The sequence below is a fragment of the Brevundimonas sp. UBA2503 genome (genome assembly GCF_002341485.1).
GTDB classification, from domain to species: Bacteria; Pseudomonadota; Alphaproteobacteria; order Caulobacterales; family Caulobacteraceae; genus Brevundimonas; species Brevundimonas halotolerans.
Map to the genome: position 1 here is coordinate 36,288 of NZ_DDOD01000016.1, position 20,493 is coordinate 56,780.

Sequence of the window (20,493 nt, forward strand, 5' to 3'; positions counted from 1 at the left end):
GTTGCCTTAACCACGCCTCTGACCCGGCAGTTTCTGCCGGGCTCGACCAAAAAACGGCAGAAACTGCCGGGCTCACGGCAATTTTTGCCGGTTCGAGCCTTCGGCCACGGCCTGTGCCGCCCGTTCGGCCATCAGGGTCGCGACCGCCAGTCGACGCGCCGCATCACAGGCCACCAGAGCCTCACCGCGCGCCATATAGGCCGTCTCCAGATCCGCGAGCGTGGGCGATGGTCCCAGCGTGACGAGGCGGCAGGGCCGCGTCGCCTCGACCGGCAGGGTCAGGCGTACCGGCTCCGGCACAGAGGGCGGGCGCGTGCCGGCACAGCTCGCGGTCATGGTCATCAAGACGGCGCACCCGATCGGGCGCCAGGGGCGTATCGGCATCATCGGCCTCTCTTGCCTGCTGGATGGCCGTGGCGGTCACGCGCCCGACCTCGATTTCGGTTTGACGGACAGCTTCGGTCTCGCGGCTGACCATGCGGTCGCCGTCCCGCTCGGCCCGACGGGCATGGGCGTCAGCCTCAGCTGCGACCGCCCGGGACCGGGCCGCCTCCAGCCTGCGCCCCTGCAGATCGAACGGGTCCCAGCGCAGGCCCAGCCCACGCCCCGCTGCCAGCACCAGCCCGACAGCGACCAGGCCGACGATGACCCAGCTCCACGACCGCAGCGCCCTCATGCTGGATAGACCTTCCGGTCCAGCTCGAAATGCGGACCGTCGCGCAGGCGCGGCCAGTCTCCACCCCAGACGATCTTCACGCCGCGCTCGCGCGCGGCCTGTTTGAAGGCGGCGGCAATCCGGGGATACAGCGGCCAGTCCCACCGCACCTGTCCATCAATGACCGCCGCGACGTCCACCGCGTGCCCGGTCAGATGGCGCGAGTTGAGCGTCCGGCTGGCCCCCGCCTTGACCAGCGCCGCCTGTCGCGCCGGGGACCGCAGGCCCTCGGTCACCATGAAGTCGACAGGCGACAGCGTCAGGGCCGCCTCGGCCACGGCAACCAGATCGGGGTGAACCCCCGCCAGCGCGCGGCGCGAGCGGGCGGAAAAGCGATAGCTCATGGCCGACCTCCCGCCCCGATCCGGAATCGCACGCTCAGCGCCACCAGCTGCTGGGCGGTCGGCGCCACCAGATACAGCAGGGTGATCAGGGCGATCAGCATCAACAGCCGTTCGACAATGTCTTGCAGGGCCTCAACCGGCGCCCGCTCGACTGCCCGGTGCACCAGCGCCCACAGCGCCAGACTGGTCAGAAAGACGAACAGCCGCCGCCACAGCCAACGTCCTTCAGCCAGCGATGCGTCCTGTGTGTTCAGGGTCGGGGTATCGTTCAAAGCTCGTCCTCCCTTTCTCTACGCTCCGGGCCACCCAACTCGCCGGCGATCTCGTCCAGACAGTCTTCCAGTGTCAGGTGGGCCGGGGCCTCCCACATCTCGGCATCCAGCAGGGGCAGGCCCCGATCCTGCGGTGCCCGGGTGTTCACGCGCCGGGTCATCCGACCGCCACCAGAACGATCAGGCCATCCGCCCCCGCCCCGCCCGTGCCGCCCGCCGTCACACCAGCGCCACCGCCTCCCCCGCCTGCGCCATAAAGACCGCCTGCACCGCCCGCATGGCCGACAGTCAGCGAGGCGTCGCCCCCGCCCCCACCGCCGCCACCTGGACCGTGAACCGGCTCGCTGACCGATGTGCCTGAACTGCCGGGAGCGTCACTTCCGCCCGCACCGCCCTCGGCCGGGCGCAGCAGGGCTGATCCCGCGTCTCCGTCGTCGGCCGCCGAGATGACATCGGCTGCGCTCAAGGCGCCTCCCGCGCCCCCGGAACCGCCCGAGACGCCGGACCAGAGACCGCCACCTGTCGCCCCGGCTTCGCCTCCCGCGCCCCCGGGCGCTCCGCCCTGACCGCCCCCGGCGGCGAGCAATTGCACCCCGTCCGACAGGATGCGAGAGAGTCCGCCGTCCATACCGGCGGCACCCCCGACCCCCACCGTCAGGTACAGCGCACCCGGCAGGCTGTCGGTGGCCCAGACCGTGTGGCTCACGCCCCCGCCGCCGCCGCCACCACCGCCCGGTCGCTCGGTCCCGCTCGCCCCCCAGCCACCGGCACCTCCGCCACCGCCGGCCGCCACGACCGTCGCCTCGATCCAGCGCGCCCACTCCGGCGGGGACCAGCTGGCATCCTCGGTGACCACCGTCGCCTCGCGTCGGGTCGCGCCTCGCGGAAAACTGACCCGGCCCGTCCCCGGATCGACCTTCATCGCCTCGGTCCAGGCCGAGCCGTCGGCGCTGACCTTCAGGCCAAAGGCATCCTCGCCGATCAGGCCCAGCTCGGCCCGCCCCGACCAACCGCTCTGCAGGATCAGCGACAGCACCTCGGCCGGACCGGCCTTGTTCAGCACCAGCCTCAGGTCACCCGTGCCACCGTCGCCGGTCTCGCGAGCCGTCCACAGCGCCGAGTTCAGCTTTGCCAGAAAGGGATTGGCCGCATCCGCTGTGGCACCGATGCCCAGCCGCTCAAGGTTCTGAAGTTCGCCGAGAAAGGCCGCGAGCGGCGTCCAGTCCGCCGCGTGCCGGACCACGATCTCGCCCGTATCGACGATCACGGCGATCAGCCCGGCTGGAGCGGTCACCCGGATCCAGCCGCCGCCTTCCCTCCGCATCAGACTGCCCGCTGGATGCAACGACCACGCCGCCCCCTCGGCCCCGTCCGGCAGGATGTAGAGGGCGCCATCCGCGGGCTCGGTCGGCTGGGTCACCAGACTGCGGCTCGTGACGCAGCACTGCACCAGACCATCCAGCCGGGTCAGCGCCTCGTTCAGGGTCACATGTTTCTGCATCTGCCCGGCCGCCAGATAGGGCAGGCCCAGCCGTGCGCTCGTATCGCTCATCACCAATCTCCCGAAAAATCCTCGGAAGCAGTGTGATCAACCTGGCGACCCGGTCGGGAAGATCGCTGCGCCAAAAGACGAGCGCGTTGTTTTGGTGAAATGTCTGGAGCGCAGCACGCACATTCAACCGTCCCGGGGCAGCGAGGAGGCAATGGAAGGGACGGGAGCCTCCCCGCTGGACGACAGTCAAACAAAGGAGGCCATGCCCGTCTGTCGTCACCCACAGCTACGGCGATCCGCCGCGGACGGATGCGATCTACAGCGGCTGGAACTCGCCTTCGGCAACCACCGGGCCATCGGGACGATCCGGATTGGGCGTATGACCCGGCTCTTCCATGGACACGGCGACCGCAATGGCCTCTGTGGCCTGACCCACGATCACGCCCTCGAGATTGTGCCGCGAGGTGTCATGACCGTCGATGGCGCCGACCAGTTGCACGCCGCCCTCGTTCGGCAGGACCAGCCACAGGTGCGGGATCCGCGTGTCGCCTTCCATCTCGCGCGTCGGGGCCAGATACAGCTCACCCGTGGCGCTGTCATAAGCCAGGGTCAGGGCGGTGACGCCGTTGTCCAGCTTGAGCGTTGCGACCCTCGTAATCGACCCGGCGACCGGCGTGGTGGCCGGATCGGGCGCAGGCGCAGGCGTGGCGATCATGATGGCGACGGCCGCCAGACTGGCGGCCAGCAGGCCTGTCGAGCCGATGGCCCAGCGGCGCCAGAAGGTGACAGCATTGTCGTTCGCCGCCCCGCCCGTCGCCGCGAGGATGCGCGGCCACAGGCTTGCCGACGGTTGCACCGGGGCAATACCGTCCGCCATATGGCTCAGCTGGTCATTCCAGCGGTCTACTTCGGCCCCAAAGACGGGGTCCCGCGCAGCCTCGGCGTGCGCTGCGGCCTCCTCCGCCGGGCTCAGAACCCGCAGGGCATATTCGCCGGCCCGCGCGATGCGATCGTCGTCGTTCGAAGCGGTCATTGTTCCAGACAGCTCCTCAGTTTCAGCAGCCCCCTGCGAATCCAGCTTTTCATCGTGCCGAGCGGCGTCTCTTCGCGCTGGGCCAGAACCTCATAGGTGACGCCCTCGAAAAAGGCGGTGCGGATAACGCGGCTGACCTTTTCGTCGAGTTCATCGAGGCATACGCCCAGACGCCCGGCGTCATCCGCCAGTTCGATGTGGTCCAGGGCCGAGGGCGCGCCATCGGCCAGGTCATAGGCCGCATCCACCGGCACGCTGTTGCGCGCGATGGCCCCCGAGCGCAGCCGGTCGATCGACCGGTTCCGTGCGATCGTCACCAGCCACGTGATGGGACTGGCGCGGCCGGGGTCAAAACTGGCGGCCTTGTTCCACACGGTCAGATAAATCTCCTGCATCACGTCCTCGGCCAACTGCCGGTCAGACAAGATACGCAGGCATACGCCCATCAGCTTCGCAGAGGTCGCTTCATACACACGGCGAAACGCCGCACGGTCCCCCTGACCGGTCTGTCCGAGCGCTTCGGACAGGGCATCACGATCGAATACAGCGGTCATTCGGTCTCCTGCCGACCCCAAGGGCGCCAATAGGCGGAGGGGAGCCTGCTTCGTCAATCCCTTCGGCGGCAAAGCCGGTCTCAGTCGCCCAGATAAACGACCCGCTTCAGCTTGCGGTCCTGCTTCATTTCCTCGCGGTGGGTGTCAAAGACCCCCTGATCCCGGGCCTCGCGTTCCGACATCTCGACCCAGTGAGTCGATTCAATGTGCTTTTGCAGAGCTTTGGCCGCCAGCAGGTGACCCGGGAACAGGGCGTCGATGGCATCGCCCGCAATCGGCACGGTTCCCGTGATCGTATCGACGGTCAGATAACCCAGCATGCGGGCAAGGGTCCCGGGCCCTGCCTTGACCCGCAGGCCCAGGATGATCAGCCAGCCGCCCGCCCCGACGGTGTAGATGGTGCCCAGACCCGGGATCCATGTCAGAAGCGCGTCCAGCCCCAGACCGAACGGTCCGATACCGATCACCCGGTCGGAAATCTTCTTGATGCGCTCAACACTGAGCCAGACGTTCTCGACGTCAGCGACCGATTTGACCATGGTGCCCTCCTGCCCCGCTCCCCCAACGCACCACGGAGACCGACGTTCATCATGATGGCAAGACTCAAGGCGATATTTCTTTCTGTCTGGCCAGTTCTGGTGTGCCTGATCCTGATCGGGCCCTGGTTGATCCCGGGGCTGGCGCATTTCAGCGGCATCGGCCACCGCTGGGTCGATATCGTCGCCCAGTTCACGGCCCCCGCCATGGTGGGGTGTGTCGCCGCTGTCGTTCTGGTGGCCTTCCTCAAGCGCCCGCCGCTCATGCTGGTGGCCCTCGCAGGGCTGTTGATCTGCGTCGCTGCCGTCCTGCCCCAGGCCGAACCGCGCCACGGCCAGCCTGACCGGGCTGCCCCCGTCCTCACCGTTTACTCGGCCAATCTGAATGCGGACAACAGCGACGTGGAGGCGATAGCCGCCAGCGTGCGACAGGCCCGGGCCGACATCGTCATCCTGATCGAGGTCAGCCCCGCCGCCTTCGCGGCCCGTGACCTCATCCTCGCGGACCACCCCCACCAAAGGGCTTCGGAGACTGTGGTCCCCCCGGGCGCGCGGGGCAGCGTCATCATCGCCTCGCGCTATCCCCTGTCGCCCGTCCAAATGCCTCGCGACCAGCTTTCGGCCCTGCACGCACGGGCCGAAACCCCGCTGGGGCCGCTGCATCTGGTGGGCGTGCACCTGACCCGGCCCTGGCCGTTCCAGTATCAATGGGGACAGATAATTCAGGCCGAACTACTTGCGGATCGCCTCGAGGGTGTGACCGACCCCATTCTTGTCGCGGGGGACTTCAACACCGTCTCCAGCGCCCGCATCGGTCGCCTGATCAAGGCGCAGACCGGCCTGACCCCCGCCGGCGCCTGGCCCGGCACCTGGCCGACGGAACTGCCCTCGTGGCTGGGGATCGGAATCGATCACCAGTGGCGATCCGACGATCTGGTCTTCCTGTCACGTCGCATTGGCAAGCGGATGGGCTCGGATCACTACCCCGTCGTCACCCGCATCACCCGGGCCCGCCCTCAGCCCTCGCGCTGATCCCGCAGGGCCTTCAGCCGCTCTACATGGCCCGTTTCCGGGAAGTCCTCGGCGACCCAGTCGGCCTCGAACGCCTTCAGCAGGGCGCCGGTTTCGGGACCCGGCGCCACGCCCAGCGCCGCGACCTCGCGCCCCCCCACGGGCAGGCGCGGCACCGACCATGTCTGGACCAGATCGACCAGCGCGTCATAGCGGCCTCTCTGCTCCGGCTTTCGCGAGAGTGCCTGAACCAGCCGATCGCCCGCCGCCTGCCGCCCCTCCCCATAGACCAGCGCCCGTACCTGCCGGTCCGCCAAGGTCTCCAGATCCAGCTTTGGCCCGATCAGGCCCTGCAGCCGCGCCATCTCGCGATTGGACAGGCGCAGGCCTCTCGCCGCGGCGTCCAGCGCCTCTGCCGAAGCTGGCAGCAGGGACGACAGGCGCTGCAAGGGATCGCCGGTCACCGCCGCCATGGCCCGGAACGCCTCCAGCGTCCTGGCCTCGGGCAACAGGTGCGCGAGGATGCCTGTATGCGCCATCACCTCGACCGTCGGCACGGGGTCGGATGCTGCCAGTAGTTTCAGCAACTCCTTCGACACCCGCTCGGCCGACAGTTCGCTCAGCCCACCCGCCTCTTCGACACAGGCCGCCAGACCGGCCGCATCCGGATCACCAGCGCCATACCAGGCATGAAACCGGAAAAAGCGCAGAATCCGCAGCCGATCCTCGCGGATACGGCGTCCGGCATCCCCGACGAACACCACGCGCCGGGCGGCGATGTCGGCCAGCCCCTGTCCGGTCGGATCGAACACCCGTCCTTCGCCATCGGCATAGAGGGCGTTGATGTGGAAATCCCGGCGCCCGGCATCCTCGGCCCAGTCTGGGGTGAAGACGACCGTGGCCCGCCGTCCGTCGGTCGTCACATCGCGCCGCAGGGTGGTGATCTCAAACGGCTGGCTGTCGGCCACAGCCGTCACCGTGCCGTGGTCCAGCCCCGTCGGCACTGCCTTCAGTCCCGCAGCCTTCAGCGCCGCCATCACCGCCTCGGGCTGCAGCCGCGTGGCGATGTCCACATCATCGACCGGTCGCCCCATCAGGCTGTTCCGAACACAGCCGCCGACGAAGCGCGCCACATCGGGCCCGCCTTCAGCTTCCAGCGCGGCTATGACCTTGCGGGTGGCTGCCGCCGTCAGCCAGGGCGCATCAGCCAGCGAGGGGGCACTCATGCCGCCGCCTCGTCTTTCCCGCCATCCAGCCGGTCGTGCAGGGCCCTCAGAATGCCCGCCGTCACGCCCCAGATGTAGCGTTCGCCATAGGGCATGGCCCAGAAATAGCGGCGCGGCTGTCCCTCCAGCTCATAGTGATCCTGCCGGTGATTGGCGGAGTCCATCAGGAAGGCCCACGGCACTTCGAACACCTCGGCCACCTCCTCAGGATTTGGCTCGGTCCGGGGCGCGGCCGTCACCCAGGCGACCACCGGCGTGACCAGAAACCCCGTCCCGGTTTCATAGCGGTCGGCCAGCCCCAGAACCTCGATACCCTCTAACGACAGTGCGACTTCCTCGCGCGCCTCGCGGAGCGCCGCTTCGACCGTCGTCTCGCCGGGGTCCAGCCGACCGCCGGGAAAGGCGATCTGGCCGGTATGGCTGGCCAGACTGTCCGACCGCCGGGTCATCAGTACGCGCGGCTCCTCCCCCTCTGCGATGATCAGGATCAGCACCGCCGCTGGGCGCAGCTGTCGTGCCGGGCGCTCGGCCCCCGGGTTGAGATCAAAGTCGGACCGCGCAGCCACCTCGGCACCGGCCCCTCCCGCGGGGTCCAGCGCCTTCACCAGACGGGCCTTCAATCTCGCCGCGTCCGTCATTCCACCCCCGCCCCGACGCGTCCCAGCGCAAACACCGCCTCGCCGGACCGCACCGACAGCCGCCCCTCGACCGGGCGGGCGCGCTCGACCAGCTCATAGAACAGCGACCGGCTGATCCGCGCCCACAGGTCCGCCCGCACATGCAGGCGCGGCGCGGGCTCCTCGGTCGCCGGATCGGTCTCGACCACAATCGGATGCTCCGCCCCGGCGATCACCGTGTCACCCTGATCGGTGTCGAACACCAGATGCCCCTCGACGTCCTTCAGCGTGATCGCCCGGAACGGCAGGTCCTCGACCGTGATCTTCAGCTTTTCGACCGGCGTGACCAGATGATAGCCGTCCGGGTCCTTCCTCAGCACCGTCGAGAACAGCCGCGTCAGTTCGGGCCGGCCGATGGGCGTGCCCTCATGCATCCAGATGCCATCGGCCTGGATGACAATGTCGATGTCACCGCAATGCTCGGGATGCCACAGATGCACCGGCGGCAGGCCGCGACCGCCCTGTTCCTCGGCCAGCTGCGCCAGCGCGTCCAGACCCTTTGTCTTCTTGTCTGTCATCCCCCAGACTTAGGACCTGCGACGCCGGTCGCAAAGTCGCTTCAGCCGATCGTCACCGAACCGGCGACTGTCTCGGCCATCACCGGCAACCACAACAGCCGCGCCGGATCGACCGGTCCGGGCATGGTCACCCCCCCGGTCCGGGCAAAGCCGAACCGCCCGAAATAGGGCGCATCCCCGACCAGCAATATGCCCGCTGACCCGCCGGCCCGGGCCTGATCGATACAGGCCTGCACCAGCGCCGCGCCCAGCCCCTCGCTGCGCTCTGACCGCTGAACGGCGATGGGCCCCAGAAACAGACAGGGCGTCTCCCCTACCCGGATCCGCCACAGCCGCACACTGCCGACCACCCGCCCGTCCAGACAAGCGACGAAGCCGGCTTCGATCCCGGCGCCTTCGCGCAGACGCTCGGCTGTCTTGGCGAACCGTCCGGGGCCAAAGGCCTCCAGCACGATCCGGTCGATGATCCCGGCATCTCCGGCCTGCTCGGCGCGCACGACCGCAGCCCCCGAAAGGGGCGCGTCATCCGGGATCAGGGTGCGGGGCTCGGCCATAGGCGCGCGCTGCTACAGGGCACAGGCCACGGACGCAATCGCCGATTTATGTCAGCCGAAATTCGGGGCGCGCTTTTGCGTGAAGGCCATGAAGGCCTCCATGGCCTCGGGGCTTGTCATCTGGCTGCCAAAGGCCTCGCCCTCGCGCTGCATCAGCGACCACATGTCCTCGGCGTCCCGCATCAGGGCCTTGGTCTTGCGGATCGAATTGGGCGCCCGCGCCGCCAGCTGACGAGCCAGATCCCGCGCCGTCTCGTCCACGGCATCGGCAGCAACGGCACGGTTGGCCAGCCCCCAGGCCAGGGCCGTGCGTCCATCGACCGGCTGGCCCAGCGCGAACATCTCGAAGGCCCTCTGGTGACCGATCACACGGGGCAGCAGCAGGCTGGACGCCGCCTCGGGCGCCAGCGCCAGATTGATGAAGGGCACCGACAGCAGGGCATCCTCGGCCACCACCACCATGTCACAGTGCAGCAGCAGGGTGGTGCCGATGCCGACCGCCCGGCCCTTGACCGCCGCGACCAGCGGTTTGTCCAGATCGGCCAGCGCCTTCAGGAAGCGGAACACCGCCATGTCCGACGGCGAAGACGCCTGCGAGCCCAGGGCGATGAAGTCGGCAATGTCATTGCCCGCCGAAAAGCTGTCGCCCTCGGCCCGGATCAACATCACCCGGATCGCGTCGTCGGTGCGGCAGCGCTCGGTCGCCGCGGCCAGCGCCTCATACATGGCCTGGGTGATCGCGTTCTTCTTTTCCGGACGGTTCAGCGTCACCGTCAGGACACCGTCGGACAGGTCTGTTTGGATGCTCTCGGACACGACGCTTATTCTCCGTTGTCGTCATTCGTTTCTGAAACCGGGGTGCCCGTGGCCTGCCACCAGTCGACGCCGTCGGCATCGCGCTGGCGGGTCGTCCGGCCCTGGCGCTCCAGATAGTTCAGATGCGCCACGGCCTCGCCGGTCGCCATTCCGCGCAGGCCGTCGCCCACGGGACGGGCAAACAGGCTGGCAAAGGTGTCGACCGCCCGCATCGGGGTCTCGAGCCGGCGCTCCAGCCGCGCCAGCGCCTGACCATGACCTCGCTTGAGGGCCGCCAGCCGCGTCTGCACGCCTCGGAACGGTTCGCCATGTGACGGCAGCACCAGCAGATCCTGGGGCAGCAGCTCCGCCAGCCGGTCAAGCGAGGCCATCCAGTCGCCCAGCGGGTCCGAAAGGGGCTCGGTCGGCCACACCGACACGTTCGACGAAATCTTCGGCAGGATCTGGTCGCCGCCGAGGAACACGCCATCGGACCTGCGCCACAGACAGACATGCTCCGGGCTGTGGCCCTGACCGACAACCACCTCCCAGTCATCCCCGCCGATGGACAGCACATCGCCCTCGGTCAGGCGGTGATAGGCGTCGGGCATGGGGCTGACCACCCGCCCGAACGAGCCATAGTCCCGGCCCCATCCGGCCAGTTGCTCCTCGGTCCAGCCCGCCGCGCGATAGAAGGTCCGCCCCGATTCCGGCGCCGGTCGGCCGGTGTCCGCGACCAGCATTCGTGCCGTCACATACTCCAGCCGCGACATCAGCAGGGGGACCTGAAACCGCTCGCACATCCAGCCGGCCATACCGATGTGGTCCGGGTGCATGTGGGTGCAGATCACGCGCTTGATCGGTCGGCCCCGCAGCGCCCCGGTCAGCAGACCGTCCCAGATCTCGACCGAAGCGGGGGTGAACAGGCCGGTGTCGACCAGCGTCCAGCCGTCTCCGTCCTCGAGGGCGTAGAGATTGATGTGGTTGAGCGCCATCGGCAGCGGCAGGCGGAACCACACCACGCCTGGAGCGACCTCGATCCCCTCGCCCGCCTCCGGCACACGCGCAAACGGATAGGTCAGGCCCCGAGCCCCGTCAGCCCGGGCTGCGTCCCCTTCCGCATCGTCGCGTCTCACGCCGTCGGCCAAGTGCGTCTCCAATCGAAACCTTCGATAGACCATTTTCCGCGCACGCGTCCACCGGCAGCGGACTGCCCTGATCCTGCCTTGACCCTGTCACATCCGCACGCCAAGGATTGCCCAAGTTCAAGTTGTTTCAGGAGCCTCCTCCGTGTCCCACGCCAAAATCGCCACCCTCGCGGGGTCGGCCCTCGCCCTCGCCTTTCTGACCGCCACCCCGGCCCTGGCCCAGGACAATCGCGGCAATGATCGCAGCGAGGAATCCTCCGAGGCCTCCGGCCAGGTCACGGGTGAGGTCGTCCTGCCGGGTCGCATCGGCGGCGGGCGTCAGGACCGTGAGCAGCAGCGTCAGCGCGGTCGCCAGCCCGCGCCGCCTTCCGCCGAGGAAGTTCAGGCCGCTGCCAGCGCCGTCGCGGCTGTCGCCGTGCCGACCTGTCAGGTGACCGAATCCTCGCTGCTCGGCATGCGCGAGGGCGGCGCCAAACTGTACGAAGTCGCCTGCGCCACCGGTCCCGGCTATATCCTTGAGGCCGTCGAGGGCGCCCCGACCGCCGCCGACTGCGTGCTGCAGTCCAGCCTCGCCTGGCAGCTGCGTCGGGAGAATCCCGAGGCCGAGGTCGGCCTGCAGTGTGCCCTGCCCGGCAACCAGAACCGCGTCGAAGTGATCAGCGGCTATGCCCAGCAGGCCGGTGTGTCGTGCAATGCCGACGAAGCCATCGCCTGGAACACCCGCGTCTATGAACTGGGCTGCGCCGGCACCGACGGCTACCGTCTGGAGAAATCCGAAGCGGGTGCCTGGAGCGCCACGCCCTGCTGGCGCTACGCCCTGATCTCGACCGGCACCTGCCAGCTGACCACGGCTGAGGAGACCCGCACCGAATGGCCGAAACTGGTCGCCAATACCGAGATCGCCGCCTGTAACGTCGAGGACGTATCCTGGATGGGGGACAACCCCCAGCGCGGCGCCTTCTATGAGCTGAAATGCTCCACGGGCGAGGGCGTCATCGTCCGCTTCCACGAAGGCGCGACCCAACAGGTCTATTCCTGCGTCGACGCCGTGCAGATCTTCAGCAAGCCCTGCGAGCTGACGGCTGCCCCCGCCTCGACCGAGCCGGAGGCCTCCCCGGCCGAGTAATCGTCCGGTCCTTTCCGATCCCGGCCCGGGGTGCCTTGCGGCGCCCCGGGCCGCTTCGTTTGTGGCCCTCGCCTCGCGTGGAAAATCGCTTTAGCGTCGTGCCATGCGCATCGCCACCTGGAACGTCAATTCCGTCAACGCCCGCTTGGAAACCGTGCTCGCCTGGCTGGGCGAGCATCAGCCCGACGTCGCCTGCTTCCAGGAGATCAAATGCGTCGACGAGAAATTCCCGCGCGAGCCGTTCGAGTCGCTCGGCTACAATGTCGAGACCCACGGCCAGAAGAGCTACAACGGCGTCGCCCTGCTCTCGAAACTGCCGATCTCGGATGTCCGCAAGGGCCTGCCGGGCGATCCGTCCGACGAACAGGCCCGCTATATCGAGGCGGTGATCGAGGCGCCTCGCCCCGTCCGCGTCGGCGGCCTGTACCTGCCCAACGGCAATCCACTCGGCACCGAGAAGTTCGCCTACAAGCTCGGCTGGTTCGACCGCCTGAACGCCCATGCGCGCGACCTGCTGGCGCTGGAAGAAGCCTTCGTCCTGTGCGGCGACTACAATGTCATCCCGACACCCGACGACGCCCGCGACCCGTCGGCCTGGGTTGATGACGCCCTGTTCCAGCCGGAAAGCCGCGCCGCCTTCCGCGCCCTGTGCAACCTCGGCCTGTCGGACAGCCACGAACTGGGCCACGAGCCCGACGGCACCTATACCTTCTGGGACTATCAAGCCGGGGCCTGGCAGCGCGACCACGGCATCCGCATCGATTTTCACCTGCTATCCCCCCAGGCTGCCGACCGCTTTGGCGGCATCCAGACCCATCGTCAGGCGCGCGAGATGGACAAGCCCAGCGATCACGTTCCCGTGGTCGTGACGCTGGAGGACTGAGGGTGAGCGAGGCCGTGCGGTTCCTGCTGCTGGTTGCCCTCGCCGCTGCGGCCCTCACCACCCTCATGCTCGCGCTTGCCTGGTGGATGGAGAGCGAACGCCGCCTCCGGCGCACCATGCTCAAGACGCTGGGCGTCGCCCCGGAGGTCGAGGCCTTCTCCCCCGCCGAGGGCAAGGCTGCCGGCCTCGACTTCGACGAGGGCCAGATCGCCGTCCTCTGGGCCCGGGGCGGCCATGGTTTGGTCTATGGCTTTGAGGAGATCGAGGGGGCCGAGATCATCGTTGACGGCCACGTGGTCGCCCGCGTGCGGCGGGGCGAACCCCGCAAGGCCCTCGACATCCTCGCGCCCGAGGCCGAACTGGTGGTGCTGCGCCTGATGTTCATGGACGCCCGCTATCCAGAGTTCGAGCTGAACCTGTGGAATGCCACGGCCCCCACGCTCGAAGGCTCTCCGTCCGAGGCGCTGCGTCTGGGGCGCCGCTGGCTGTCGCATCTGGACGCCCTGCTGCGCGCGTGACGCCTCGGGCCTGAACCGCGCCTTTGGGCTTTGCGTTCCGTCCCTGCGGGTCTAGAAGCCCGCCCATTCCTGTTTCGCCTTTCTCCGGGGAGTGCCCGCCGTGGCCCGCCTGTTTGACGCCTATCTGATCGCCGACTGGACCGCCGCCGAGACGCGCAAGCTGGGCGACCAGTCCCTGTGGGTCGGCGTAGCCAAGCGCGACGTGCGTTTCCGCCTCTATACCGAGACCCACAATGTCGCCTCGCGGGCCGAGGGTGAGGCCCTGATCGCCTCCCTGCTGGCTGACCACAGGAAGCGCGGCGACCGGGTGCTGGTCGGCTTCGACTTCAACCTCGGCTATCCGGCGGGCACCGGCCAGCGTCTGGGTCTCAAGGACACCAGCTGGCGCGGTCTGTGGGATTTCATTGCCTCGAACGTCGTCGACAAGGCCGACAACACCAACAACCGCTATCAGGTCGCAGCCAAGATGAACCGGCTGATGACCGATCAGGCCTGGCCGTTCTGGGGTGCGCCCGCCAAACAGACCCAGCGCTGGCTGACGGCGACCAAGCCGCCGGAGGGCGCCGGCGCCGACATCCCCGAGTTCCGGGCCACCGAACGCGCGGCGCGCGAAGGCCGCCTTCAGCCGAAAAGCGTCTGGCAAATGCATGGCGCCGGCGCCGTCGGCGGCCAGACCCTGGTCGGCATCGCTGCCGTCAATCGCCTGCTGAAAAAGCTCGACCCGTCGGCCGCCGTCTGGCCGTTCGGCACCGGCTGGCGTGCGCTGGACCCCTCTGACATCGAGCCCCTGTCGGCCCTCGTCGTCGAGGTCTGGCCGTCGCTGTTCAACGCCCAGCCGAAAGAAGGCGAGTTCAAGGATCAGGCCCAGGTCCGCGTCACCGCCGAGACCTTTGCCAATATGGATGAGCGCGGCGACCTGGCTGCGGCCTTCGCGCCGCCCAAGGGCGCCTCCGACGACCTGATGCGTCAGGTCGAGACGGAGGAGGGCTGGATCCTCGGCGTCACCCGCCTGCCGCCGGTCTAGGCGTCGCGCTCGCCCACAAAGTCCTGCGCGAACTCGGGGGCGTCCTCGGGGTCCAGCAGGTCCAGCTCGTCGTCACCGTCCGAGGCCCGGCCCGGGTCCGGCACCTCGAAGCCGCTGGGCATGGACATGTCCAGCAGGCCCGCCGCCTTCATCTCCTGCACGCCCGGCATGTCGCTCAGGCTGGCCAGGCCGAAATGCTCCAGGAACCGGTCGGCCGTGCCATAGGTCACCGGTCGGCCCGGTGTCCGCCGCCGCCCGCGCAGCCGCACGAACCCCATCTCCAGCAGCTGGTCCAGCGTACCCTTCGACAGCGACACACCCCGCACGCTCTCGATCTCGGCCCGGGTGACCGGCTGGTGATAGGCGACGATGGCCAGGGTCTCGAGCGCGGCCTTCGACAGCCGTCGCGGCTCCTCGCGCTCCTCCGTCATCAGGAAGCCGAGGTCCGGCGCGGTACGAAAACTCCAGCGGTCGGCCACGATCTGCAGGGTCACGCCCCGGTCGCGATACCGCTCGACCAGTCGCGACAATGCCCGCCCCACATCGGCATCTTCCGGCAGGCGCCGCGCGATGTCCGCCGCTGATAGCGGCCCCGCCGCCGCGAACAGCAGGGCCTCGACCCGCCGTTCGATCTCGGTGTCGTCGGGGCGGAAGGCCAGTCCCGCCTTGGACCCTGTCGCCTCATCGCTCATGGCGTCAGCTCCAGCGGCTGGCCGTGCGCGCGCCGGCGCAAATAGACATCGGCAAAGGCCTCGGCCTGGGTCACGTCCAGCGCCCCTTCCTTGACCAGTTCCAGACTGGCCGACAGGGTCGAGGCGACATAGCTGGCCGGGCTGGGGCCCTCGCGCTCGCCCGTCTCACTGACCGCCTCGGCCCGCGGCGCGATCTCGTCCAGCGCTGTCCACGCGTCCATCCCGGGCAGGCGATCGCGCAGCCAGTCGCGCGCCGCCTCCAGCGGAAAGGCCTCGACCCGCAGACCGGGATTATAGGCCCGCCGCTCGGCCCGCCGCCGCTGGCTGACATAGGCGGTCATCAGCTCGTAGAGACTGGCATCGATCTGGTCGGACGGCACGATCACCGTCGCCTCGGGATCGCCCCGGGTGAACACATCGCGCTTCAGGATCGGCTGGCGCATCAGGGCCTCGCCCGCCGTACGCATGGCCTCCAGCTTGCGCAGCCGGAACGCCAGAGCCGCCGCCATCTCCTCGGCCGGGATCTCGGCATCGGGCGCCGCTTCCGTGCGCGGCAACAGCAGGCGCGACTTCAGATAGGCCAGCCACGACGCCATCACGAGGTAATCCGCCGCCAGCGCAAAATTCCGCCGCCGCGCCTCATGGACAAAGGCCAGATACTGTTCCGCCAGCCGCGTGATCGACAGGGTCAGCAGGTCGACCTTCTGGTTTCGCGCCAGCGCCAGCAGCACATGCAGCGGCCCCTCATAGCCGTCCAGATCGACGACGAACGCCTCCTCCGGCTCGACCGCCTCGACCGCCGCAAAGTTCAGATTGGGCTGAAAGGTGCGGCTCACCCCTGCGCCTCCCCGACGTCCGGCCCGGCCTGCGCCTCCAGATACGGCGCCATCATCCGGTCGAAGCGCGCACGGCCTTCCATGACATCCAGCGGCTCGGCCAGCTGCACCCGCCGCGCCATCGCCGCCTCGGCACGCTTGCGCCGCTTGCCCTTCAGCGCCTTCGATCCGGCCAGCACGGCCTGCATCTCGGCCATGTCGCCATTGCAGTGCAGGACCACATCGCAACCCGCCTTCAGCGCCCGTTTCGCCCGCTGTTCCAGATCGCCCTTCAGCGCCTTCATCGACAGATCGTCCGAGACGATCAGTCCCTGATAGCCCAGCTCGTCGCGAACCATGTCCAGCACAATGCGCGAGGTCGTGGCGGGCTCTTCGGGGTCCAGCGCCGTGTAAACGACGTGAGCCGTCATCGCGATCGGCATATCCGAAAGCGCCTTGAACGGCATGAAGTCCCAGGCCTCCAGATGGGCCCGGTCGGCATTGACCACCGGCAGGTCGTGGTGGCTGTCGGCCAGCGCCCGCCCGTGCCCGGGAATATGCTTGATCACCGGCAGAACCCCGCCCGCCATCAGCCCCTCGGCCGCCGCCCGGCCCAGCACGGCGACCTGTTCCGGATCGGCCGCATAGGCCCGGTCGCCGATGATGTCGTGCGCCCCCGGTATCGGCACATCCAGCACCGGCAGGCAGTCGACGTCGATCCCCACGGCGCGCAGGTCGTGCGCCATCAGTCGCGCTCCCAGCCTCGCCGTCTCGCGCGCGCCCGCCAGATCGTTGCTGGACTTCAGATAGGCCGCGCCCGGCGGATAGCGGGTCCAGTGCGGCGGGATCATCCGCTGCACCCGCCCGCCTTCCTGATCGATCAGCACCGGCGCCTTGTGCTCGACACAGGCCCTTAGCGACGCCACCAGCTCAGCCAGTTGCGCCGGGTCCTCGACGTTTCGCCGGAACAGGATGAAGCCGAACGGCTGGGCTTCGGCAAAGAAGTCTGCCTCCGCCTGCGTCAACCGGGGGCCGGAACAGCCCAGGATGATGGCCCGCGTCACGTCAGGTCAGCGCACGATACAGTCGCCGCCCGAGGCCTTGATGGCGTCGCACAGCCCCTGGGCCTGCTCGCGGCTCAGGCCCGAGACCATGGTCCGGTACAGGGTCGATCCGCTGGACGAGGTCACCTCCTGCACCCGCTTGACCGCACCCTGGGTGTACTGGCTGTAGCGTCCGACCACCCGGCTGTATTCGCTGTCGGCCAGACCCGGCGTCGAAAAGGCCCCGATCTGCACTGCCGAATTGCCGCCTGCCGCGACCGTCGGGCGTTCGGCAGGCCTTGTCGGAGCGGGTGCGGGAGTTGTCGCTTCCGCTGGCCGCGCATTGGGCTGGATCGCCTCGGGCGGCGGCACATAGGTCGGCGCGGTGACGATCGGCGCGGCCTCGTCATAGACGTCGATTCCCGCCGCCGGATCGATCGGCTGGGCATCCTCGGCCGCCTCGACCTTCAGCTCACCCACAGGCGTGCCGATGGCCGGCGGCGCATCCTCGGACCCACGGGCCCCGGCCCGATAATAGATGACCACCACGACGATCAGCAGCAGCAGAACGGCGGCACTGATGATCAGGGTGACCGGCGGGCCGCCGACGCCACTGCGGCGGGCGTCATACCCACCCCCGCCCCGGCGGAACGGCAGTTCCTCGTCGGTCGGCGGCGTATAGGCACCCCGGTCACGACCGGCGCCCGGATCCTGGCGATAGGGGTCTTCGTGCGACATGGAGGGCCTCAATGCATGTGCGTCCGCGAATCGCGCGGCTGAGCGCCTATCCTAGCGCTCCCGGCGGGCGCATTCGAATCACAGATCGAGCGCCAGATCGAGTGTGAACAGCTTTCTGTGTTCCTCGATCGCATAACGGTCGGTCATTCCGGCGATATAGTCGCAAACCGCCCGCGCCCGGCGGGCCGGATCGCCGCTTGAGGCCCGCTCCGCCCATTCGGGGGGCAGGATGTCCGGCTCGGCCAGGAACAGATGGAACATCTCCGACAGAATGCGCCGCGCCTGGCTGCGTGTGCGGTTGACCCGATAGTGGCGATACATGCGCGTGAACAGGAACCGCCGCAGCGCCCCCAGATCGGCCAGCATGTCCGGCGAAAAGACGACCAGCATCCGCTTCGCCGTCCGCACATCCTCGACCGTTTCGATCCCGTCCGCCTTCAGGCGGCGCCCGGTCTCGGCCAACACGTCCTCGATCATGGCGCCGATCATGCGCCGCACGGCTTCCAGCCGGATCATCCGGGCATCCAGATCAGGCCAGTCGTCGCGGGTGCCCTTCAGGATCGGCCCGATTAGCGGCACCTCCATCAGGTCCTCCAGAGTGAACAGGCCCGCCTGCACGCCGTCGTCCACATCGTGATTGTTGTAGGCAATGTCGTCGGCGATGGCCGCGACCTGCGCCTCCAGCGAGGCGAAACTGTCCAGCCTCAGGTCCCAGTCCTTCGAGAACTCCGCGACCGGCTTCCACGAGGGGCGATCCAGCATGCCGTCGACCGGGCCGTTGTGCTTGATGACCGCTTCCAGCGTCTCCCAGCTCAGGTTCAGCCCCAGAAAATCCGGATAGCGCTCCTCCAGCCGGGTGATCACGCGAAACGTCTGGACGTTGTGATCGAACCCGCCCCACGGCTCCATACAGGCCTGCAGTTCGTCCTCGCCCGCATGGCCGAACGGCGGATGGCCCAGGTCATGGGCCAGCGCCACGGCCTCGGCCAGATCGGTATCCAGCCGCAGCGCATGGGCCAGCGACCGGGCGATCTGGGCCACTTCCAGACTGTGGGTCAGGCGGGTGCGATAGTGGTCGCCCTCATGCGCCACAAACACCTGCGTCTTTTCCTTCAGCCGGCGAAAGGCCGTCGAATGGATGATGCGGTCGCGGTCGCGGGCAAAGGCCGTGCGCGTCCGGCTGGCGGGCTCGGACACACGCCGTCCCAGCGTGTTTGCGGCATCCAGGGCATAGGGGGCGAGGCGACGATCGGTCAGCGGAGTTGATCCCGATGGGGTGACAGGCATTGCGGTAGCCCGTGGCGGCCTCATATAGGGCGGTATGACCGAACGATCCACAGACTTCCGGGTCGAGACCACCGGCGACGCCGGCGCCCGCGCTGCGGCCCATGGTCTGACGCTGTCCGCGTCTGCTGCGGCCCGTCTGCGCCACCTGTCCGAGGCAAGGGGCACCCCGCTGATGCTGCGGGTCGCGGTCGATGGCGGCGGGTGTTCGGGCTTTCAGTACCGGTTCGATCTGGTCGGGTCCGCCGATGATGAAGACATCCGCATCCGCAACGACGACCACACCGCCCTTGTCGATCCCGTCTCCCTGCCCTTCCTCAGCGGCTCGGTGATCGATTTCGTCGACGACCTCGCCGGCGCCCAGTTCGTCATCCGCAACCCCAACGCCGCCTCAAGCTGCGGCTGCGGCGTCAGCTTTTCCATTTAAGCCTCTGATCCTCCCCCGGTAACCGGGGGAGGATCCACCCCTTGCATTTAGGGGATTTCCTAATTAGGCATATCCCATGAACACCCTGTTCAAGGCCCTGTCGCATCCCGTGCGGCGCCGGATCATCGAAATGCTCAGGAAAGGTCCCATGGCGTCGGGCGACATCGCGGCGGCCTTTGACATGACCTGGCCGACCGTCACCGGTCACCTGAACGCCCTCAAGGAGGCCGGCCTGGTCAGCCCCGAGCGCGACGGCACCACCATCCGCTATCGCCTCGACATTTCCGCTGTGGAGGAGGCGCTGGCCTTCCTCCTGTCGATCACCGGGGCCCGCAGCCCGTCTGATGGAGACAAGGACCGTGACTGATACCCGCCCATCCGCCCCCGCCTCGGCCATCGACGTGGCCACTCTCGGCATTTCGGCCATCCTGCTGGGCCTCGGGCTATGGATCTTCTTCGCCGGCCCCACCGGTCTGATGCCCATTCATTTCAACGTCTATGGCGACGCTGACGATTGGGCCGGGCGCGAGACCGTCGGCGCATTGATCCTGGCGCTCGGCTTCGCCACCCTCGTCCTCAGTGGCGGCCTCGGACATTTTGCCCGCAAGGCTGGCGATGCGGCCCGCAGCCGCGCCCTTCGCTTTGCCCAGCTGGTGACGCTCATCTCTCTTACCGGCGCCACCCTGTTCGCCGCCGCCCTCAGCCTGTCGGGCGCCACCTCGATCGGCACCCTCGCGCCCATGCTGGCCATCAGCGTCCTGATGATGGCGACCGGAGCCTTCCTCGGCCGCGTCGGTCCCAACCCCATCGTCGGTGTGCGCACCCCCTGGGCCTTCAAGAGCAAGCTGGCGTGGGAACGGTCCAACCGCCTCGCCGGACGCCTGTTGTTCCTGATCGGCCTGTTCGGTCTGGTCAGCGCCCCCTTCATGCCCCAGCCGTTCGGCGTCATCGCGGTGGTCGTCGCCGTGCTGGTCGCCGTTGTCCTCGCGGCAGTCGAAAGCTGGCGCGTCTGGCGCAACGACCCCGACCGCCAACCCTTCTGATCCTGTTCCTTCAAGACGGAGACAC

At 68.4% G+C, this 20,493-nt stretch carries 28 protein-coding genes; 8 read left to right on the top strand and 20 right to left on the bottom strand.

Annotation, left to right across the window (positions count from 1 at the left end):
* Nucleotides 1–72: 72 nt before the first annotated feature.
* The 9 genes from B4K74_RS07650 to B4K74_RS07690 form a co-directional block, all read right to left on the bottom strand.
* Complete coding sequence (locus tag B4K74_RS07650; protein ID WP_260155146.1) at nt 73–195, bottom strand: hypothetical protein; 123 nt, start codon at nt 193–195, stop codon at nt 73–75.
* Complete coding sequence (locus tag B4K74_RS07655) at nt 182–676, bottom strand: hypothetical protein (RefSeq protein ID WP_286692441.1); 495 nt, start codon at nt 674–676, stop codon at nt 182–184. The genes B4K74_RS07650 and B4K74_RS07655 overlap by 14 nt, the downstream gene beginning before the upstream one ends.
* Nucleotides 673–1,059 (bottom strand): M15 family metallopeptidase, encoded by a 387-nt coding sequence (locus tag B4K74_RS07660; protein WP_286692442.1) that lies wholly within the window; start codon nt 1,057–1,059, stop codon nt 673–675. The genes B4K74_RS07655 and B4K74_RS07660 overlap by 4 nt, the downstream gene beginning before the upstream one ends.
* Nucleotides 1,056–1,331 (bottom strand): hypothetical protein, encoded by a 276-nt coding sequence (locus tag B4K74_RS07665; RefSeq protein ID WP_286692443.1) that lies wholly within the window; start codon nt 1,329–1,331, stop codon nt 1,056–1,058. Before B4K74_RS07665 ends, B4K74_RS07660 begins: the two co-directional genes overlap by 4 nt.
* Nucleotides 1,328–1,492, bottom strand: coding sequence for a hypothetical protein (locus tag B4K74_RS07670; RefSeq protein ID WP_164461923.1), 165 nt, complete (start codon nt 1,490–1,492; stop codon nt 1,328–1,330). Before B4K74_RS07670 ends, B4K74_RS07665 begins: the two co-directional genes overlap by 4 nt.
* Entirely contained in the window at nt 1,489–2,883 is a 1,395-nt protein-coding gene (locus tag B4K74_RS07675; RefSeq protein ID WP_286692444.1) for a DUF2793 domain-containing protein, read from the bottom strand. Before B4K74_RS07675 ends, B4K74_RS07670 begins: the two co-directional genes overlap by 4 nt.
* A gap of 256 nt (nt 2,884–3,139) precedes the next feature.
* Nucleotides 3,140–3,856, bottom strand: a complete 717-nt coding sequence (locus B4K74_RS07680) for an anti-sigma factor domain-containing protein (protein WP_286692445.1) — start codon at nt 3,854–3,856, stop codon at nt 3,140–3,142.
* Complete coding sequence (locus B4K74_RS07685) at nt 3,853–4,410, bottom strand: sigma-70 family RNA polymerase sigma factor (RefSeq protein ID WP_123287266.1); 558 nt, start codon at nt 4,408–4,410, stop codon at nt 3,853–3,855. The genes B4K74_RS07680 and B4K74_RS07685 overlap by 4 nt, the downstream gene beginning before the upstream one ends.
* A gap of 80 nt (nt 4,411–4,490) precedes the next feature.
* A complete protein-coding gene (locus tag B4K74_RS07690; protein WP_286692446.1) occupies nt 4,491–4,949 on the bottom strand; it encodes a DUF4112 domain-containing protein in 459 nt (152 codons plus the stop codon).
* A 51-nt stretch (nt 4,950–5,000) separates the two neighbouring features.
* On the opposite strand from B4K74_RS07690, the gene B4K74_RS07695 reads away from it, so the two are divergent.
* Nucleotides 5,001–5,978 (top strand): endonuclease/exonuclease/phosphatase family protein, encoded by a 978-nt coding sequence (locus tag B4K74_RS07695; RefSeq protein ID WP_286692447.1) that lies wholly within the window; start codon nt 5,001–5,003, stop codon nt 5,976–5,978.
* On the opposite strand, the gene B4K74_RS07700 is transcribed toward B4K74_RS07695, so the two are convergent.
* The 6 genes from B4K74_RS07700 to B4K74_RS07725 are packed head-to-tail and all read right to left on the bottom strand — an operon-like array spanning nt 5,963 to nt 10,875.
* Nucleotides 5,963–7,183, bottom strand: coding sequence for a CCA tRNA nucleotidyltransferase (locus tag B4K74_RS07700; RefSeq protein ID WP_286692448.1), 1,221 nt, complete (start codon nt 7,181–7,183; stop codon nt 5,963–5,965). The genes B4K74_RS07695 and B4K74_RS07700 overlap by 16 nt on opposite strands.
* Entirely contained in the window at nt 7,180–7,803 is a 624-nt protein-coding gene (locus B4K74_RS07705; RefSeq protein ID WP_286692449.1) for a CoA pyrophosphatase, read from the bottom strand. Before B4K74_RS07705 ends, B4K74_RS07700 begins: the two co-directional genes overlap by 4 nt.
* 14 nt (nt 7,804–7,817) lie before the next feature.
* Nucleotides 7,818–8,378, bottom strand: a complete 561-nt coding sequence (locus tag B4K74_RS07710) for a DUF1285 domain-containing protein (protein WP_286692450.1) — start codon at nt 8,376–8,378, stop codon at nt 7,818–7,820.
* 41 nt (nt 8,379–8,419) lie between these two features.
* Nucleotides 8,420–8,932, bottom strand: a complete 513-nt coding sequence (locus B4K74_RS07715; protein WP_123287276.1) for a GNAT family N-acetyltransferase — start codon at nt 8,930–8,932, stop codon at nt 8,420–8,422.
* A gap of 51 nt (nt 8,933–8,983) precedes the next feature.
* Entirely contained in the window at nt 8,984–9,748 is a 765-nt protein-coding gene (locus tag B4K74_RS07720; protein WP_286692451.1) for an enoyl-CoA hydratase, read from the bottom strand.
* Between the two features lie 5 nt (nt 9,749–9,753).
* Nucleotides 9,754–10,875: an MBL fold metallo-hydrolase gene (locus B4K74_RS07725; RefSeq protein WP_286692452.1), complete on the bottom strand. Its 1,122-nt coding sequence runs from the start codon at nt 10,873–10,875 to the stop codon at nt 9,754–9,756.
* Nucleotides 10,876–11,017: 142 nt separating this feature from the next.
* Between B4K74_RS07725 and B4K74_RS07730 the strand changes: the two genes are divergently transcribed.
* The 4 genes from B4K74_RS07730 to B4K74_RS07745 all read left to right on the top strand — a co-directional run bounded on the left by B4K74_RS07730 (nt 11,018) and on the right by B4K74_RS07745 (nt 14,426).
* Nucleotides 11,018–12,001 (top strand): hypothetical protein, encoded by a 984-nt coding sequence (locus tag B4K74_RS07730; protein ID WP_123287282.1) that lies wholly within the window; start codon nt 11,018–11,020, stop codon nt 11,999–12,001.
* Nucleotides 12,002–12,104: 103 nt separating this feature from the next.
* On the top strand, nt 12,105–12,884 hold the full coding sequence (gene xth / locus B4K74_RS07735; RefSeq protein WP_286692453.1) for an exodeoxyribonuclease III: 780 nt from the start codon (nt 12,105–12,107) through the stop codon (nt 12,882–12,884).
* Between the two features lie 2 nt (nt 12,885–12,886).
* Nucleotides 12,887–13,402, top strand: coding sequence for a hypothetical protein (locus B4K74_RS07740; RefSeq protein WP_123287286.1), 516 nt, complete (start codon nt 12,887–12,889; stop codon nt 13,400–13,402).
* A 100-nt stretch (nt 13,403–13,502) separates the two neighbouring features.
* Nucleotides 13,503–14,426, top strand: coding sequence for a cobalamin biosynthesis protein CbiG (locus tag B4K74_RS07745; RefSeq protein WP_286692454.1), 924 nt, complete (start codon nt 13,503–13,505; stop codon nt 14,424–14,426).
* Here the strand turns inward: B4K74_RS07745 and scpB are convergent.
* The 5 genes from scpB to B4K74_RS07770 all read right to left on the bottom strand — a co-directional run bounded on the left by scpB (nt 14,423) and on the right by B4K74_RS07770 (nt 19,001).
* Nucleotides 14,423–15,118: an SMC-Scp complex subunit ScpB gene (scpB, locus tag B4K74_RS07750; protein WP_286692455.1), complete on the bottom strand. Its 696-nt coding sequence runs from the start codon at nt 15,116–15,118 to the stop codon at nt 14,423–14,425. The genes B4K74_RS07745 and scpB overlap by 4 nt on opposite strands.
* On the bottom strand, nt 15,115–15,954 hold the full coding sequence (locus tag B4K74_RS07755) for a segregation and condensation protein A (protein WP_286692456.1): 840 nt from the start codon (nt 15,952–15,954) through the stop codon (nt 15,115–15,117). The genes scpB and B4K74_RS07755 overlap by 4 nt, the downstream gene beginning before the upstream one ends.
* On the bottom strand, nt 15,951–16,997 hold the full coding sequence (gene nagZ, locus B4K74_RS07760) for a beta-N-acetylhexosaminidase (protein WP_286692457.1): 1,047 nt from the start codon (nt 16,995–16,997) through the stop codon (nt 15,951–15,953). The genes B4K74_RS07755 and nagZ overlap by 4 nt, the downstream gene beginning before the upstream one ends.
* A gap of 6 nt (nt 16,998–17,003) precedes the next feature.
* The gene (locus tag B4K74_RS07765; RefSeq protein ID WP_123287293.1) at nt 17,004–17,714 is read right to left on the bottom strand and encodes an SPOR domain-containing protein; all 711 of its coding nucleotides are present in this window, start codon (nt 17,712–17,714) and stop codon (nt 17,004–17,006) included.
* Nucleotides 17,715–17,792: 78 nt separating this feature from the next.
* Nucleotides 17,793–19,001, bottom strand: coding sequence for a deoxyguanosinetriphosphate triphosphohydrolase (locus tag B4K74_RS07770; protein WP_286692458.1), 1,209 nt, complete (start codon nt 18,999–19,001; stop codon nt 17,793–17,795).
* A gap of 34 nt (nt 19,002–19,035) precedes the next feature.
* On the opposite strand from B4K74_RS07770, the gene erpA reads away from it, so the two are divergent.
* From erpA to B4K74_RS07785, 3 genes are all read left to right on the top strand, one after another.
* Complete coding sequence (erpA, locus tag B4K74_RS07775; protein WP_123287297.1) at nt 19,036–19,425, top strand: iron-sulfur cluster insertion protein ErpA; 390 nt, start codon at nt 19,036–19,038, stop codon at nt 19,423–19,425.
* 76 nt (nt 19,426–19,501) lie between these two features.
* Complete coding sequence (locus tag B4K74_RS07780) at nt 19,502–19,792, top strand: metalloregulator ArsR/SmtB family transcription factor (protein ID WP_123287299.1); 291 nt, start codon at nt 19,502–19,504, stop codon at nt 19,790–19,792.
* A complete protein-coding gene (locus B4K74_RS07785) occupies nt 19,785–20,468 on the top strand; it encodes an SdpI family protein (RefSeq protein WP_286692459.1) in 684 nt (227 codons plus the stop codon). Before B4K74_RS07780 ends, B4K74_RS07785 begins: the two co-directional genes overlap by 8 nt.
* Nucleotides 20,469–20,493 lie beyond the last annotated feature (25 nt).